This is a genomic window from Propioniciclava sinopodophylli (genome assembly GCF_004324755.1).
GTDB lineage: Bacteria > Actinomycetota > Actinomycetes > Propionibacteriales > Propionibacteriaceae > Propioniciclava > Propioniciclava sinopodophylli.
This window is the reverse complement of sequence record NZ_SDMQ01000020.1, coordinates 1-16,377: the sequence shown is the minus strand read 5'-3', so window position 1 is coordinate 16,377 and position 16,377 is coordinate 1. Positions and strand designations below refer to the sequence as shown.

Sequence of the window (16,377 nt, the reverse complement as noted above, 5' to 3'; positions counted from 1 at the left end):
CGGTGACCGCGTTCAACCTGCAGAGCCACTTCCCGGAGACCACGAGCCCGGGCACCTCCGCCGGCCTGCGGTGGCCGAGCTACCGCACCGGACGCGTCCTCACCGCGACCGACCTGACGGCCGACCAGGATGCGGCGCGCGAGCGTGACCGGCTTCTGGGTCGCGCCGCCGGGCACGGCATCATCACGGGGTTGCGGGTGTCCACCGGCGCCGGGGCTGCGGCCGGAGCGCCGCAAGGCAGTGGCGGCAACACCCTCACCGTCGCCCCCGGCGCCGGCATCACGAGGTCCGGGCGGCCGGTCACCCTCGGTGCCGAGACCACCCTCCCGCTGCTCGGCGTGCTGGAGGCGCCCACCGCGCCCGACCTGACAGGTTTCCACTGCTGCGGCTCGGCGCCGTCGCCGACCGCGGCCTCGCCGTTGCAGGCGGGCGCCCACCTCATCGCGGTGCGGCCGGCCGAACGTACCGAGGGCGGCAAGTGCGCCGGCCAGTGGACGGTCGCGGGACTGGAGTTCCGCGCGATCGCGCTTCCCGCACTGACGCAGGTGGGCGGCCGGGAGGTCACGGCGGCGAACCGCCGCAACATGCTGGCGATGTGGTGCGCGGCGGCGGACTCCGACCTGGGCACCCCCGGTTGGGGCGGGCTGCCCGCAGGCCTGTTCGACCCCTACGTCCCGACCGGTCTCGCGACCCTGACCGACCTGACCACCGACGACCTGCCGCTGGCGGTGTTCTGGTGGGACGGGCTGTCCGTCGCCGACCTCGACCTGTGGTCGGCGCGCCGGCGGATCGTCCACCCCGAACCGGCCGGGGGGAACACCGGAACGCTGACCGGTGACGAGCGCATCGCGGCAGGGCAGGCCCGGTTCCACCAGTTCACGGAGCAGACCAACCAGTTGTGGAAGGAGAACAGGGCGTCCGACGCGGTGGCGAGCGAGTTGTTCGGCCTGCTCCCGCCGGCCGGCTTCCTGCCGGTCGCCCGCGATCTCGTCGCGAGCTTCGGCGAGGGACTGGCTGCGCTCCACGAGAGGCTGCTCCGCCTCGACGGCGACCGGTCGGCCGCGCTGCTTGTCGCGATCCCGCTGCTCCAGCGGCTGCTCCTCCGCCTGGACTCGTTGCAGGGTGGGATCCCGTCGGGGTTCAAGCCGGAGCAGTTCTTCGGGCGACTGGCCCGCTTCGGTGGGCTCATCGACTGGGACGTCGCCGAGTCGATGCTCCGCGACTCCTGGCACCGGCGTCCCGTGCCCACCGTGGCGCCGTGGGGCGAGGACGAAGAGGGAAACCCCGTGCGGGAGCGGTTGCACACCAGCGACCGTGCCCCGCAACAGCTCGGGCGTCCGTTCGTGTACTACGTCGTGCACCAGCAGGTGTTCCCCCGGACCCTCCTCCAGCTCGACGACCTGGCCGGACTCGCGGGCCTCCCCGACCTGGGTGCGGTGCCGAGCAGCCAGCTGTACGTGTTCTTCGTCGCCAGTTGGGGCCTGGGCCGGGAGACGACCTACCCGGTCAGGCCGCTGATGGAGGAGCTGCTGCTCGCGCTGGCCGAGGAGGAGGGCAAGCAGTGACCGACCTCGTGGTCGAGCGCCTCCGCGCCGCCGCGCCGCCCGGCGTGGCGAGGGCCGCCGCCGAGACCCTGCTGCATCCCGCGCTCGACCTCGCGCGGGATCGGCGCGTGCTGATCGTGCGCCGGCTGCGGGTGGATCCGTCCGACCCGGACGCGGCCCGGGCCGCGCTGCTCTCCCTCCGGGGCCGGGCGGTGCGACCCGGCGACCCGACCGCCGCGGACGCCCCGGCGCTGCTCTTCGACGACCTGGTCGAGGCGCTGGCCGCGTTCACCCGCGACCTGACCGACGGGGTGGCCGGCGACCGCTGGTACTGGACCTCCTGGCTCCGCCGGGCGCGCGGCCACGGCGGGACGCCGCTCTACGGGGCCTGGCGGGAGCACCTCCCGTGGTTGCCGGCCGCGCTGCGGGAGCTGGCAGCCACCACACCGGAGGTGGCCGGCCGGGCGCTGGCGCTGCTCGACCCCGCGGAGCGGCAGGCGTTCGGCGCCGTGCTGCCGCCGGAGCCGGACCCCCCGGTCACGGTTCGCGGACGGGGCAACAGGGCCGGGGCGGCCCTGCGCGCTGCCGCGGCGACCCTGGGCAGGCCGGGGATCCGGCGTCCCCGCCGGGCCACCCGCCGCGCGCCCGCCACGGCGGCACCTCCGGAATCCCGACCACCGGCGACCTCGCGCAGCCCTGCGCGGCGCCCCCATCCCACGAGGGCCCGCGGCGCCGTCGCTCTGGTCCGCTCGGACCGGCCCTCGCCGCTCGACGCCCCCGCGTGGGGAAGGCTCCAGGGACGTGGCCCCGGGCGATCCCCCACTCCGCAGGCGCCCGACGGCGGTTCGCCTCCCCGGCGGGGCGGTCCCGCCCGCCTGCGGATCGGCACGCCCGCCCGGCGCGGTCAGTCACCGCCCCGGACGCACCGGGTGCCCCGGCCGGTGGGCGCCCCGCCCCGGACGCCACGGGGACCCGCCAGGCGCGCCGGCGTCCGGCGCCGCGCGACCCCTGTCCCGCCGTCGTCACGATGGCCCGAAGGTGTCGCCACGCGCCACGCCGCCGCGGTCCAGTTGCTCCACCTGGTGCTCAGGTTCGGCGGCGAGGACGCCGGCGCGGCCGACCTCAGCCGGTTCGCGCAATGGGTTCTCCGGGACCGTCCCCGGCGCGGGCGCCGTCGCCGCGACCCCTTGTGGGCCCTGCTGGCCGCCCTCGACGAGGCGCCCGCGCCCGCCCTCCGGCGGCGTCCGGCCTGGTGGGACGCTGCCGCCGGCTTCCTGGCCGACGCCGGCCTCACCCCGGCCAGCTTCGAGCGGCCCGGGCTCGTCGCGGTGACGCGGACGCACCTCGACGTCGTCCTGGGCCTCGAGGAGATCGACCTCGGCGTCCGGCTGGCGGGCCTGGACCAGGACCTCGGCTGGGTGCCGCGCCTCGGCCGTGTGGTGTGCTTCCACTTCGAGGGAGCGTGAGATGACCTCCATCACCGACACCGCCACCCCCACCAACTACTCCGCCCAGCACGCCGAACTCGTGCGCGCGGTCGTCCTCGCGCGGGTCCTCCAGCGGCTCGGGCCGGACGACGACCCGGATCGCTTCGCCGGCCGCGAATGGCTGGCCGCCTACGACGACGAGCTGCGACGCTGGGTCCCCGAGGACAGCAACGCCGGTGACGTGGTGCTGTGGTGGCAGCGGCAACTGGACGAGTTCAGTGGCATGCTCGGCATCCCCAGCGGCTGGGCGGAGCTGGACCCCACGGAGGCCCTCGTCGTCAGCGCTGCCGGTCTGGTCGAGGATGACCTGCGCTTCGGATCCCTCTTCGCCGCCTGGCAGGCCCCCGTCGCCGGGCGACGACCCTGCGTCGGCCTGCTCCGCTGGCTGATCGCCTCGCACACCGACGAGCGGGAGCTGGCGCTGTGCTGCCTGCGGCTGGCCAGGAGGGGCATCCTCGACGTCCTCGACGTCACCGAGCCCCGCGCCGAGTGGGTGGTGCGGGTCCCGGTCCCGGTGTGGGAGGTGCTCCAGAGCGGCCGCGTGTCCGCCGAGTCGCTCCCCGACGGGCTCGTGCTCATGGACGCCGACGAGGCCCCCGACCTGGAGGACGTCTGGGTGGCCGAGGACCTCGCCACCGTGCGCGCCGATCTGCCCGACCTGCTCCTGGCCGACCGCCTGTCCGCCGTCGTGCTGCGCGGGGCCACCCGCTCCGGCCGCCGGACCCTGGCTGCGGCGGCCGCGGCGCGGAACGGCTGGGACACCTTGGTCTGCGACCACGCGACGGCGGGTCCGGACGTCTGGCGGACCTTCGGGGCGCTCGCGGCGCTGGCCCCCGTCCTGCCGCTGGTCCGGTGCTCCCCCCGGCCCGACGAGACGCTGGACCTGGCCCCGTTGCCGGGCGTCCACCGGGTCGTGGCGATCAGCTGCGGGCCCTCGGGAGGGCTCACCGGTCCCCTGCTGGACAACCCCGCCGTGATCGAGCTGGGGCACTGTCCCGCAGACGGGCGGTACGAGCTCTGGCGCAGGGCAGGGCTGGGCCGGGTGACGGGCGACGAGGTGGCCAAGGTCAGCGAGAGCTTCCTGGTGACCCCCGGCAACGTGGTCGCGGCGGCCGGACTCCTGGACGCCGCCGCCACGGAACGCCCGCCGATCCGGCTGGACGCGGTCCGGGACGCCGTGTCACAACTGCGCCGCAGGCAACTGGAGCCGCTGGCCGTCCGGCTCCCCCCGGCCGGCGGAATCGATCCCGTGCTCACCGACGCCGCGGAGCACGAACTCGAGACCCTCCTGTTGCACTGCCGCCACCGCGAGCGGCTCGCCGAGGCGAGCGCGAGCGGCGACCGCGGCGTCCGGGCGCTCTTCAGCGGGCCAAGCGGCACCGGGAAGACCCTCGCCGCGCGGCACCTCGCCGGTCGCCTCGGCCTGGACGCCTACCGGGTCAGCCTCGCGGGGGTCGTGAACAAGTACATCGGGGAGACCGAGAAGAACCTCGAGCGGGTGCTGTCGGCCGCCGAGGAACTCGGCGTGGTCCTCCTGCTCGACGAGGGGGACTCACTGATGGCCCGGCGCACCGATGTCGGCGACGCCAACGACCGGTATGCGAACCTCGAGACCAACTACCTGTTGCAGCGCCTGGAGGCGTTCGCCGGCATCGTCCTCATCACCAGCAACGCCGCCTCGCGGATCGACCAGGCGTTCCTGCGTCGCCTCGACGTGACGGTCGAGTTCGTCCCGCCCACCGCCGAGCAGCGCTGGCTGATCTGGGCGGGCCACCTGCCGCCCGGGCACAGGATCTCGGAGCCGTTGTTGACCGAGGTGGCCCGCCGGTGCTCCCTGACCGGCGGCGCGATACGCAACGCCGCTCTCCACGCTGTCCTGCTGGCCCTGGACCACGACACCGAACCCGACGACGACCACCTCAGGGCGGCGCTGCGCCGGGAGTACCGGCGGGCCGGCGAGCACTACCCACTGGGGGAGTGAAGGATGAAGCCGAAGCGGGATCGTCTGTCCCCACCGAAGCCGGCGGAAGCCGGCCGTCCGCTGCCGTCGCCCGCCGCCGAATGGATCGGCGCCAAGCTGCAGGCCGACGTGAACGACGTCCGGGTGCACACCGACGACGCCGCGGCCCGATTGGCAGCGCAGCACGACGCCGCGGCCGTGACCCGTGGCAACGACATCCACTTCGCGCCCGGCGCATTCCAGCCGGACCGCGTCGAGGGGATCGTCAGGCTCCTCCATGAGACCACCCACGCGGTCCAGCAGCGAGGCAGTGCCCCGCCGACCCCCTCCCGCGCCGCGGAGCAGGAGTCGCAGGTGGACCGGTTGCTCGACACGGGAGACGTCGGCGCGCTCACGACATCGGCGTCCGGGATCCTGCGCGAGCCCACCTACCCCAGGCGCACCACCGGCAACAACCTCATCGCCGAGGCCGAACGGGTGCTCACCCTCGCCCGCGACCAGTCGTCGACCGATGCCCAGCTCAGGATGTGGTCCCGGGTGTCGTCCAACTTCTCGGGAGGAGTCACCTGCGGGTCGATCGCGCGACGGATCTGGACGTACCTGTTCCTGCGCCACTTCACCGAGCCCGAGGTGCGGGGCCGGGAGAGCGCGCACCCGCGCTACTTCTACTCCCGGACCTACGGCTGGGTGGACGCACAGCATTTCTTCGGGTTCATCGACTTCGCCGAGCAGGAGCGACGGCGGGCGGAGTCCGACCAGGAGGCGTTCGCGGCGGCCACCGAGCGCGGGTTCGGCATCGAGCGTGACCAACAGCGCGTTCGCGACTACGTCATGCTGCAACGCCGTCCACCGGACCACCCCGCCCTCCGGCTGATGCAGGTGCGGCCGCCCAACACCCCGGCGTTCCGGACTCCCGTGATGGTCGCACAGGCCGGCGCGACGGCCCTCGCCACGACCCTGGCGGGCACGCGCAGCGGAGCGGAGGGCGAACTCGTGCGGCAACTCTCGGGGCAGCAACTCTTCAAACTGGTCAACGACTCGGCGATGTCGGCCTGGACCTTCGAGGACCCGACGTCGAATCAGCTCGGGATCCGGTTCTTCTTCCAGCACGGCCGGCGGATCAACGCGATGCCCCAGTCCGCCCGCGAGGGCGCGTTCCGGGATGCCCTGGCGACCTTCTTCTCGTCGATCGGCGTGGTCGAGGACCAGACCGAACTGGACGAGGCTGCACGTGGCCTGCCCGGGCGGGAACGCTACGAGGCGCCGCACACCACCGAGGCCCGGGAGCGAGCCCGCCATCCGGACCTGTACCGGCTCCCGTAGCCGAACGTCAGGGCGGAGGCTCGCTCGCCAGCCAGGCGGGCCGGTCGGTCCGCAGGATCCACGGCCCGTCCCCGAACCGGACCGCCTGCAACGGAGAGGTGGGGCCGAACAGCTCCGCGAGCATCCGTGCCCGGGTCCCCGGGTCGGGGGTGCGAACGTACTCGATGAGGTGGACGCCGCCCGCCTGCGCGACGGCCGCCGCGTCCGCGATCGCGTCCCGGACGTGGGCGCGGGCGAGGGATGCGTCCGGCACCTCGTTCGACTTCAGTTCCACGAAGTTGCGCCGGCCGGGGATCACGGAGGCGGCTGCCGGCAGCTCGTAGTCGATGATCGTGTGGCCACCCTCCGGGTGCGGCAGACGGCGCTGCGTCAACGCACCGGAGGGGGTGAACAGGCCCTCCGCGAGCGCTCCGCTGAGGTTGTTCAGCACTCCGGCGTTGTCGCCGACAAGACCGGCCTCGCGTCCGGCAGCGATGAACTCGTTCAGGAGGTGGACGCGTTCGGCGTGTGTGAGTCCTTCGAGGCCGGGCCGGGCGAGCGCCCGGGTCTGGTACAGGGTGGCGAGTCGCTCGACGAGGGCGGTGAGAGCGGGGCCGTCCGGGGGTGTCCTCGGCACCCCGGGGGCGAACTCCGGGTGGTCGCGGACGAACCTGTGTGCCGCGTCGACGTGGCCCCCCCAGTCCCACCGCTCGGGATACGCACGCAACGTCGCCGAAGGACGAATCGGCACCCGGCGGGGAGGTGACTCCAGCCCGACGATCGCCTCCATCGCCCTGATGTCGGGCGCATCGTCGAGCGCCCGCACGTAGTCGCCCGCAGCCGCCTGGTCCGTGGCGAACCGTTGTGCGACGTTGCGGAGGACCTCGTGGCGGCGCCTCGCAGCCGCACCGCCCCGGACCATGGACGCCACGAACTCGGGGTAGCTGTGGCTCAAGTCCAGGACCGCGGGGTCCTTGAGCAACGACAGCATGGACTCGGAGGGCGTGGTGAGACCCAGCCCGGAATCCGACAACAGCTCGACGAAACGCCTCATCCGGGTGGTGGGCACCCCGTCCAGCAGCGGCACGATCGTCCGCGGACCCCGCCCCCTCGGCGGGGCACCCAGCCGGGCGAGCCCGTCAACGAAGGCCGGGTCGCTCACGTGGGGCGCCAGCGCGTCGGCCACGCGGGGCAGGGCCTCGCGTTCGGCCGGGCTGAGGCGACCGCCGAGGTAGCTGGCGGCGCCCTCCCCCAGCCAGCCCCGCAGGGTCCTGATCTGGTCCGGGGAGATCCCGGTGTCCAGCAGTCGGGCGAGGGTGCCTGCCGGGAGACCGGTGTCCTCCAGCCCGGCCCTGACCTCGTTCTGGGCCTCGATCAGGCGGCGGTTCGCCGCCGCCGACCTCACGGAGTCCCCGCTGGCCTGCGCTTCGGCCGCGGCGACCTCGAGGGCACGCAATCGCTCGGTGCGGGTGCCGGGCGTGGGTGGCTCGCTGCTCGGGGCCCGCGCAGCGGGTGGCGGGGCGGCGTCCGAGCCGCCTGGAGCCGGCTCGGCCGCCCCACGAGGACGGGCCCGGGTCGCGCCCGGGAAGCTCGGCGGTACCTCGCTCGGGGCCGGCACCCCGGTGTGCTCGGCGCGGTCGGCGTAGAAGTCCTCCAGGGTGCGGTACGAGCGGCGATAGGGCGCGGGACGTCCCGGCACCGGGATCTCGACGCTGTACGGCCGCGCCGCCGCAGGGTCGTAGCTGTAGGTGCCCCTCAGGGTGCGCCCTCCACCGGTGTGCACGAGGATCCCGCCGGTCGCCTTGTGCGGGGGTGGCGTCAGCGCCTCGATCACCACCCCGAGGAAGTCACCGTCCGCTCCGCTGGGCCAGTAGTCGGCCCGCCTTGTCACGCCGGTCACGGGGTCGATCGGGTGGCTGTGTTGCTCCAGCACCCATCGCCCGCCTCCCCGGGACTCCTCCGGGAGGAGCCGCGTCCAGTTCGGGTCGTCGTGGGCGAGCCGGACTGACTGCCCGTCCCCGATCGCGATCACCCGTTCGTTGGTCGTCGGGTTGACGAAGAGGCCCACCTCGGCCTCCGGATGGCGTAGGGCGGTCGTCTCGTACAGGCGGCCGGCCACGTAGGCGCTGCGTGTACCGCTGCCCGGCACGATCGTGACCGCGCCCGTGCGCGCGTCACCGAACGTGCGCACGCTGTCCTCGACCGCAGCCCCGTCCCCCGGGCGCACAGGGACGCCTTCCTCGACCGGACGCCCCGGCGCCCCTTCCTCGACCGGACGCGCCGGCGTCCCCTCCTCGCGTGGACGCGGCGTCCCCTCCTCGCGTGGCGGTGGGGGGATCCCTTCCTCGACCGGCCGTGGTGCCGTGGGGTCGTCCGCGCGACCGGACCGGGCATGCCCGGCCATCTGGGCGGCGGTGACCGCGAGCTGCAGCGAGGTGTTGAGCACCTGCAGGAAGGCCTCGGCCCGCCGCGCCCGGCGTTCCCCCTCGGACAGGTTCGGGTCGTTCGCGATCGCCCGCATCTGGTTCAAGTACTGGACGGGGATCGCGAAAGCCGAGCCGGCCAGTTGGACGTAGCCGTAGTACTCCACGCCCCGGATCGTCATGCCGGCCGCCCGGATGAAGCGCGATCCCCGGGGAACGGTCGAGGCAGCGGCACCGGCCGCGCCCGCGGCGGCGCCGACGATGGCGGCGACATCCATGGCCGTCTGCAGGTCGGGTTCCAGATAGCCCCCGGCGTGACGGCGGTGGAGCCTGTGCCCGGCGACGACGCCGCCCGCGATTCCGCCCACGACCCCCAGCGCGACGCCGGCTGGCCCCGTGACCACGAGTCCCGCCAATGCCGCCGCGGTGGCCAGGCTCTCGAGCCGCTGGAGGAACCGTCCGGTGGAGTCCGGGCGCGCCCGCAGGCTGGTCTCCACCGTCGCGGTCCCGATCACGTCGGTCAGGGCCGCCGGAAGCCGTAGGTGGATCCACCCCCGACCGTACGGCGTGGCACCCGCGAACCTGCCGAAGGCCTGCCGGATCGCTCTCCCCGTGCCGGTGGCGCCGGCCGTGTTGGAGGTTCCCTCGTAGCGGTCGCGGTGCCCCGGGGTCGACAGGTCGACGAGCACCCAGCGGGGCCGTTCCGGTGTGCTGTCGACGTGTTCGGCCAGCGCCATGACGAGCGGCAGCGTCCGCCCGTCCGCGTCGGGGACGAACGCCATGTGAGGCCGGTACGTCGTACCCTTCAGGTCCGTCAGCTCGGCCAGCGCGCGCTCCTGCAGCAGCAGCGAATCCAGCGCGGCGCGCGCGTTCGCGAGAGCGCGCTCCGCGCTCGTGCCGGAGAGGGTGAGCTCCACCCTCAGCAGCCGGACGGCCGGGTCCAGGGGGTCGTCGCCCCGGATGAGCTTTTCCAGGAGTGCGATCTGCTGGCGCAGGTTGGTCCCTGTCGCGCCGATGTGCGTGGGCAGGTCGCTCTGGTCGGCCGCCGTGGCCGTCGCGCGCTGCTGCCGCAGCCGTCCGATCTCCTCCTGGAGGGCCGGCAGCCGATCCTGCGGTGCCGTGCGGGCTTCCGCCTCGAGCCGCGCGATCTCGGCGTCCACCGCCTCCACCTCGGTGGCCGCGGTCAGGTCGGCGGCGATCCGTTGCGCGGTCCGCACCTGCAGCACGTGCAGGGCGACGCTGGGAGCGCGCACGACCGGGTTCCGGATCCGCTCGGTCCGGTGGACCGGCGCCTGGGAACTGCGGCAGACGATGACGTACGTCCCCTCCCGGTCGAACTGGATGGTCCGTTCGTCCGACGGCTGGCTCAGTAGGGTCACGTAACTCTTGACCAGGGTCCCGATGGCCCGGACAGCCGTGTCGATCGCGATCAGGTCGCGCTGGCTGACGAGCTCGGACAATGACGAGGAGGCGAGGTCCTCGCCGATGTCGCCGAAACCGCGCTCCAGGACGGCCACCGCGCCCTCCTGGCGCCGGACCCTCCGTCCGCCCTCCTCGGTGGCGGCCCCGGCCACGTCCCGGATCCGGTAGATGTCCCAGGCGTACCACCTGAGGGCGAAGTGACCGAACACCGCGAACTCCCCGAGTTCGGAGTAGTCCAGCTCCATGGCGAAGGTGTGGGAGGCACGAACGACCCCCGTGGGTGGGCCGTAGTAGCGGATCGTTGCCGGGTAGGCCGGCGCGTTGGGGGGTACCGCCTCCGGGTCGGGTTCGCCCGAGCCCGGGATTCCCATCGGGGGGACGGCTTGGGGAGGGGCGGTGGCCGCGTCCCGGCGACCCAGGTAGAGACCGCGGGCCAGGGTGAGGATCCGTTCCCAGGAGTTCGCCGGGGAGTCCGCCTCCACGAGCGGGATGCTGGCGCTGGTCTGTGGGGACGCCCCGCCGGGGGCGGAGGCGGGCCCGGTGACGACCGTGACCTGGACCGCGGGCGCCTCCCCGGCCCGGCCGAGCGCGAGGCGCTGCGGGAGCCCCTCAAGGCGGTACAGCCGGTGCAGGGTCTCCGCGGTGGTGTCGCCGACGGTCTGCTGGGCCACGCGCGCGATCCGCATCTGCTCGCCCCGGAGCCGCTCCTGGAGGCGGGCGAAGCGCGTGGTGGCCCACTCCGGGAGCGGATCGGTCTCACCCGCTGCTGCTTCCGCACCCTCGCCTCCCTCGGTTCCGCCTTGTCCGCCCCTGAGCCGGACCAGGATCAGGGTGCGGGTCCCCAGGGCCGACCGGAAGGCCTGCGTGTCCCGGGCATCGAGGATGGCGAGGTAACGCGTCGACCCCTCCTCCACCGCGATCCCCCGCGGCGTCCACGCACCGGTGAGTGCGCTCCCCGCCTCGTGGTGCCACCATCGTGCGCCGCCGTCCCCGTCGGAGACGACACCCTCGGGGACGCCTGCGCCCTCGTCGGTCAGCCTCGCTGTCGCGATCCTCCGGCCCTCGACCTCCAGTTCGATCGTCGCGCCCGTGACCCACCCGAGTGCCGCCCGGGACGGTTCGGGCAGCCGCGCGAAGATGACCGTGCGAGCCTCGTCCCGGGTGCCGAACACGACGGGCACGAGGGTCTCGTGCTCGTCCCCGTTGCGCAGGACCCGGGGTGTGCCCGCGTTATGGGGCGGGGCGGAGTGCTCGTCGAACCGGGGTGACTGGCCCTCCAGGACGGCCGTGGCCGCCCGTGCCGCCTCGGCTTCGAGCGCCTCGACCCCGATTGCCGGATCCGAGGCGGTCCCCAGCCGATCCTGGACGACATGCGCCAGCTCGTGGGCGAGCACACGGTCACCGGTCGGCGTCCCCGGGGCGAAGCGGCCGCTGGAGAAGGCGATCCGCCCTCGCTCCGTGAAGGCGAAGGCGCCGTGGCTTCCGGCCTCGGCATCCGCGCCGAGTTCGACGCCGACATCGGAGAAGTCCTCCCCGAAGGCCCGCCCCATCCGCTCAAGCGCCCTCGACACGGACGCGCGGCCTCCCTCGCGCCGGTCCACGGACAGGCTCCGTGCCAAGCCGTGGTCACCGCCGGCTCCACTCGTCGAGGGGACAGCCTCCACCGTCACTCCCCGACCTGATCACGTCGACGTCACCCCGGCGTCACGAGGGGGCCGGGCCCTGCGTGCGGTCACGCGGCGGTCACGAGGCGGTGACGCCGCCGTGACGCAGTGCACACCCCCCGGTGATGGGCAGACCCCACAGTTCGACGCATGCCGAGGACAGCGGTGGGCCTGACGCCGGCGCACCCGGACGCGCTGCGGCTCAGCCACGACTTCCTGGCCCGCCACACCGGGAGTTGCCCGTACGAAGTGGTCGAGTTGTCCGCCGCGGGGGCACTGGGCTTCAACGAACTGGTCGGGCGGTCGGAGTCCGACGTCGTCCTGCTCCAGGGCGGAGCACTGGTCGGCCCCGACTGGCTCACGAGGCTCACGACAGCGCTGGCCCGCACCGGCGCAGGCCTCGCCGGGCCCAGCACGAACCGGGCGTGGAACGAGCAGGGCTGCGTCGACGCCACCGGGGACCTGCGCGGGGTGCGTACCGCGTCCGCCGCACTGGCCCGCCGGTTCGGGACCGCTGCGCGCACCCTGGCCCCGCTCCACTCGCTGGGCGACTTCTGCTACCTGGTGCGGCGCGAGGTGGTGGACGGTCTAGGGGGCGCCGACCCGGCGTACGGGGAGGGGCCGTGCTGGGAGATGGACTACAACATCCGGGCCGCCCGGGCCGGGTTCCCCGGGGTCTGGGTCGGGGGCGCCTTCGTGTGGCGGCCCGCGCCGGTCGACGACGGCGCACAGCTGGAGCCCGCCCGGCGGCTCTACCAAGAGCGGTTCTGTGGGCAGCGCCTCGCCGGAGACCGCGTCGACTACCGGCAGCACTGCCTCGGCGACGCGTGCACCGACTTCGCCCCCCGGGAGCTGATCAGGCTCCGCGTCGACGCGCCCGTCACGCCGGCGTCCACGCAGCCGGCTCTCCGCACCCCGGTCGCGGCGCGACAGCCGCTGGTGAGTTGCGTCATGCCGACCCGCGGACGCCCGCAGTTCGCCCTGCGTGCGGTCGAGTACTTCCTGCGCCAGGACTACGCGGAGGCCGAACTGGTGGTCGTCGAGGACGGGCCCCCACACCTGGCGACACTCCTGCCCGTCAACCCCCGCGTGCGGCTGGTCCACCCGCCCGCCGGCACCGGACGCCGCAGCATCGGCGCGCTGCGCAACCTCGGCTGCGCGGCGGCCCGCGGCCAGTTCATCGTGTTGTTCGACGACGACGACTGGCACGGTCCGCGCCGGGTGAGCACCCAACTCGGCCCGCTGCTGGCCGGGACCGCGGACATCACCGGGCTCGAGGGGGTGGACTGGTTCGAACCGGCCGGATGGCGGTGCTGGCGGCCATCCCCGGGGCTGGAGCCCAGGCTGCTGCGACGCGGGGTCTACGGCGGGACGGTCGCCTTCGCCCGGCGGTGGTGGGAGCACCACCAGTTCCCGGACCGTTCGCTCGCCGAGGAGGCGGACTTCCTCGACGCCTGCGTCCGGTCTGGCGCCCGGCTGATCCGCGTGCCCGGCCGGGAGCACTACGTGTACGTGCGCCACGCGGGCAACACCTGGTCGCTGCAGGCCGGGCACGCGGTCGACCGCCATGGGTGGGCGCGGGTGGCCGTGCCCGACCTGCCCGGCGACGACCTGGCGTTCTACGCGAGTCTCGACGGGACGCAGACGTCCGGGGCCGTGGCGGGAAGGGTGAGCTGCATCATGCCCACCCGGGATCGCCGCGATCTCGCGGCGCTGGCGATCGCCTGGTTCCGGCACCAGGACTACCCCGACAAGGAGTTGGTCGTGCTGGACGACGGGGACGACCCGATCATCGACCTGGTCGCCGGCGTCCCCGGTGTCCGCTACCAGCGGCTCGACAAGCCCGTCGTGCTCGGCACCAAACGAAACCTCGCCTGTGAGCTGGCCACCGGCGACTTCATCGCCCACTGGGACGACGACGACTGGCAGTCGCCCACCCGGCTGTCCACCCAGATGCACGGCCTGGCGTCAGGCAGGGCGGAACTGTCGGGCACGTCGCGCCTGCTGTTCTGTGACCCGGAACTCTCCCGGGCGTGGCGGTACACCTGGCCCACCGGAGCCCGGCCGTGGCTGGCCGGGACCAGCCTGTGCTACGCGGTGAGCCTGTGGCGCAGGCACCCGTTCCCGGCCGTCGGCGTCGGGGAGGACACCCGCTTCGTCTGGCAGTCGGGCGCCCGCGAGCTGGACGACCTGCGCTCCTGCGACCTTGTGGTGGCTCTGCTCCACAGCAGAAGCACTGTCCGCAAGGACACCCAGGGGCCATACTGGGCGCCAGTCGACCTCACCGAGGTGCGCCGGCTCCTCGAGGACGATTACGCGCTGTATCACGACCTCCTGCCGCGCGCCGGGGTCCTCGCCGCTGTCCATCCGTCACATGCCGTCCGACGCGTTGCCGAGCGATCGACGGTGAACCCCCCCCCAAGGAGTACCGTGACCACTCCATCAGTCCTGAATCCGTCCGGTCCGGCCTTGCAGCTGAACCTCATCATGGACTTCGAGGTTCGATGCGACGGCGAGCCCGTGCCCATCGCCCCCGCCTCCCAGCGTCTGGTCTGCTTCCTCGCTTTCCAGCCCCGGCCCGTCAGACGCACCTACGTCAGCGGGACACTGTGGTACGACGCCGACGACCGCCACGCCAGTTCAAGCCTGCGCTCGGCACTGTGGCGGCTCCAACCCATGGAGCTGGTCTGCGTCTCCAACACCCACCTGTGGCTCAACCCCTGCGTCCAGGTCGACCTGCGCCGGGTGATCGACCGTGCCGAGGGCGTCCTGCGCTCGGAACCCGATGCGGAGACGGTGTTCCGCGTGGCCCAGGAGTTGATCGAGGTCGGAAACGACATCCTGGCCGGTTGGTACGAGGACTGGGTCATCGTCGAACGGGAACGCTTCCGCCAGGTACGCCTGCACGCCATGGACAGAATCGGCGAACTGCTCATCCAGCAGGGGCGCTGGTATGACGCGCTCCAAGTCGCACTCGCTGCGATCAGCACCGAGCCCCTCCGCGAGAGCGCGCACCGCCTGCTCGTGAAGATCCACCTGCAGGAGGGGAACATCGCCGAGGCCATCCACCAGTACCGCTCGTACGCCGAGTTGCTCCGCCGCGAGCTGAACGGACGCCCCTCCGCCGCGATACGCGAGCTCCTCGCCCCCTTTGTCGTCATCCCCGCACCCGCCGGTGCCGTGAGGTGAGGGCCGCGCTGCGACGTACGATCTGGCCTCGATGAGCGGTGCGCGCCCAGGGCCATGACTCCGGGCACCCCCCCAGTTAAGTTAAGCGACTCTGTGGACTCGGGTCCCGACTGCCCGCAGACCTCGACGGCCACGCAGCAATTCCCGAACCCGGGCGGGGTCCCTGTTGGAGCAGGTGCGCCTATCCATCCCGGCCACCGAGCCGTGGCGGGCTGCCTCCGCCTTGGGGTGGACCAGATCGATCCGGGCATGCGGTCCATGGTGGACCCGATGCGACGACAAGCTCAAGCAAGCCGCTCCGCCATGGTTCGTCAAACAGGTCCGTAAGGACGAACGGCTGGCCGTCTGGGGTCGTCACCGACGGATAGAGGGCCAACAACTGCACCAGACGACGCAGCCTAGGATCGGGGTCCGGTTCCCAGAATCGCGGGTGGACGGACAGCAGGAGAGGTGGCAACGCCTCCAGGGACTCACTCGCCGCTGACAGCACCTCCACCTCTGCTCCCTCGATATCAATTTTGACCAGGGCGGGGTGTGGTGCCCCGGCGAGGACGTCGGTGAGTGGGATCTCTTCCACCACCCAGCCCACGCTCGCGTCTGCGAACAGCAGACTCGACATCGAGTCGCCGCCCAAGGTCGACGTGATGTTTCCCAGGCGCCGCCCAGAACGTCCCGTCCCCACCGCTTGCGGGCGGACGGTGATGCGATCGGCCAGTGAAGGGTTGAGGGCCACGTTCGCCAAGAGTTCGGTGCGTGCGACAGGGTCGGGCTCGTACGCGACCACCGAGCTGCCGAGCGCAGCCGCGTACAAGGTCAGCGGTCCAATCCACGCCCCAACATCGATGAAGGGGCCACCTGACCCAGCAAGAAACTGCCGCACGACGTTGAATGAGTCCGGCTCCCAGTCGCCCAGACTCACTCGTCGCCAGAACTCCAGGTTGGTCGACGTCACTTCGAACTCTGCGTCGCCTAGTCGCACCAGCATGGGACCCCGATCACCGGTGCGTGAGACGTGACGCCTGGGGATGGTGCACGTTCGACGACGGTCTCTGCGCGGCCGCGGACCTCGAAGTCGCGGATGGACCTCCAACCACCTCGTCGCTCTTCGGCAAAGATCTGAGCCCGAGTCATGGCGCCTCACTGCGGTAGAGATCTTCGTCCGAGGCCATGTCTTTCGGGAATCCCTCTCTCGGAACGGAGCTCCAGTACGGGCCTCGGCCCATAATCGCAATGTTGCCCCCAGTGTGGGCCCAGCCCGATGACTGAACCCTGATCCACCGACTGTGATTCTTGGGGATGGTTCGCGTCGTTGTTGACGGCGTTTCGGGTGTGGGCGTGGTGGTCCTGCCGGTCTGTCCGGCTTCTCCACTGGGGGTCCTTGGTTGC

General features: G+C 72.9%; 7 protein-coding genes. 5 read left to right on the top strand and 2 right to left on the bottom strand.

Annotated elements, in window-relative coordinates:
• The first annotated feature begins 2 nt into the window (after positions 1-2).
• The 4 genes from ET989_RS13965 to ET989_RS13950 are packed head-to-tail and all read left to right on the top strand — an operon-like array spanning position 3 to position 6,314.
• Positions 3-1,565, top strand: coding sequence for a hypothetical protein (locus tag ET989_RS13965; RefSeq protein WP_131170038.1), 1,563 nt, complete (start codon positions 3-5; stop codon positions 1,563-1,565).
• The gene (locus ET989_RS13960; protein WP_131170036.1) at positions 1,562-3,010 is read left to right on the top strand and encodes a hypothetical protein; all 1,449 of its coding nucleotides are present in this window, start codon (positions 1,562-1,564) and stop codon (positions 3,008-3,010) included. The genes ET989_RS13965 and ET989_RS13960 overlap by 4 nt, the downstream gene beginning before the upstream one ends.
• Position 3,011: 1 nt before the next feature.
• Entirely contained in the window at positions 3,012-5,012 is a 2,001-nt protein-coding gene (locus ET989_RS13955) for an ATP-binding protein (protein WP_131170034.1), read from the top strand.
• Between the two features lie 3 nt (positions 5,013-5,015).
• The gene (locus ET989_RS13950; RefSeq protein WP_131170031.1) at positions 5,016-6,314 is read left to right on the top strand and encodes an eCIS core domain-containing protein; all 1,299 of its coding nucleotides are present in this window, start codon (positions 5,016-5,018) and stop codon (positions 6,312-6,314) included.
• Positions 6,315-6,321: 7 nt separating this feature from the next.
• Here ET989_RS13950 and ET989_RS13945 read toward each other — a convergent pair whose 3' ends face one another.
• The gene (locus ET989_RS13945) at positions 6,322-11,709 is read right to left on the bottom strand and encodes an eCIS core domain-containing protein (RefSeq protein ID WP_206662386.1); all 5,388 of its coding nucleotides are present in this window, start codon (positions 11,707-11,709) and stop codon (positions 6,322-6,324) included.
• A 243-nt stretch (positions 11,710-11,952) separates the two neighbouring features.
• Between ET989_RS13945 and ET989_RS13940 the strand changes: the two genes are divergently transcribed.
• Positions 11,953-14,991 carry a glycosyltransferase gene (locus tag ET989_RS13940; protein ID WP_131170026.1) on the top strand — a complete coding sequence of 1,013 codons (3,039 nt, stop codon included), beginning with the start codon at positions 11,953-11,955 and terminating at the stop codon, positions 14,989-14,991.
• 181 nt (positions 14,992-15,172) lie between these two features.
• Here the strand turns inward: ET989_RS13940 and ET989_RS13935 are convergent, their stop codons facing one another.
• A complete protein-coding gene (locus tag ET989_RS13935) occupies positions 15,173-15,943 on the bottom strand; it encodes an FkbM family methyltransferase (protein ID WP_157551839.1) in 771 nt (256 codons plus the stop codon).
• Positions 15,944-16,377: the final 434 nt, after the last annotated feature.

Bases quoted from the DNA above. Each gene is read 5' to 3' on its own strand.
- ET989_RS13955 (WP_131170034.1), top strand. From the start codon at position 3,012: ATGACCTCCATCACCGACACCGCCACCCCCACCAACTACTCCGCCCAG.
- ET989_RS13950 (WP_131170031.1), top strand. From the start codon at position 5,016: ATGAAGCCGAAGCGGGATCGTCTGTCCCCACCGAAGCCGGCGGAAGCC.
- ET989_RS13940 (WP_131170026.1), top strand. From the start codon at position 11,953: ATGCCGAGGACAGCGGTGGGCCTGACGCCGGCGCACCCGGACGCGCTG.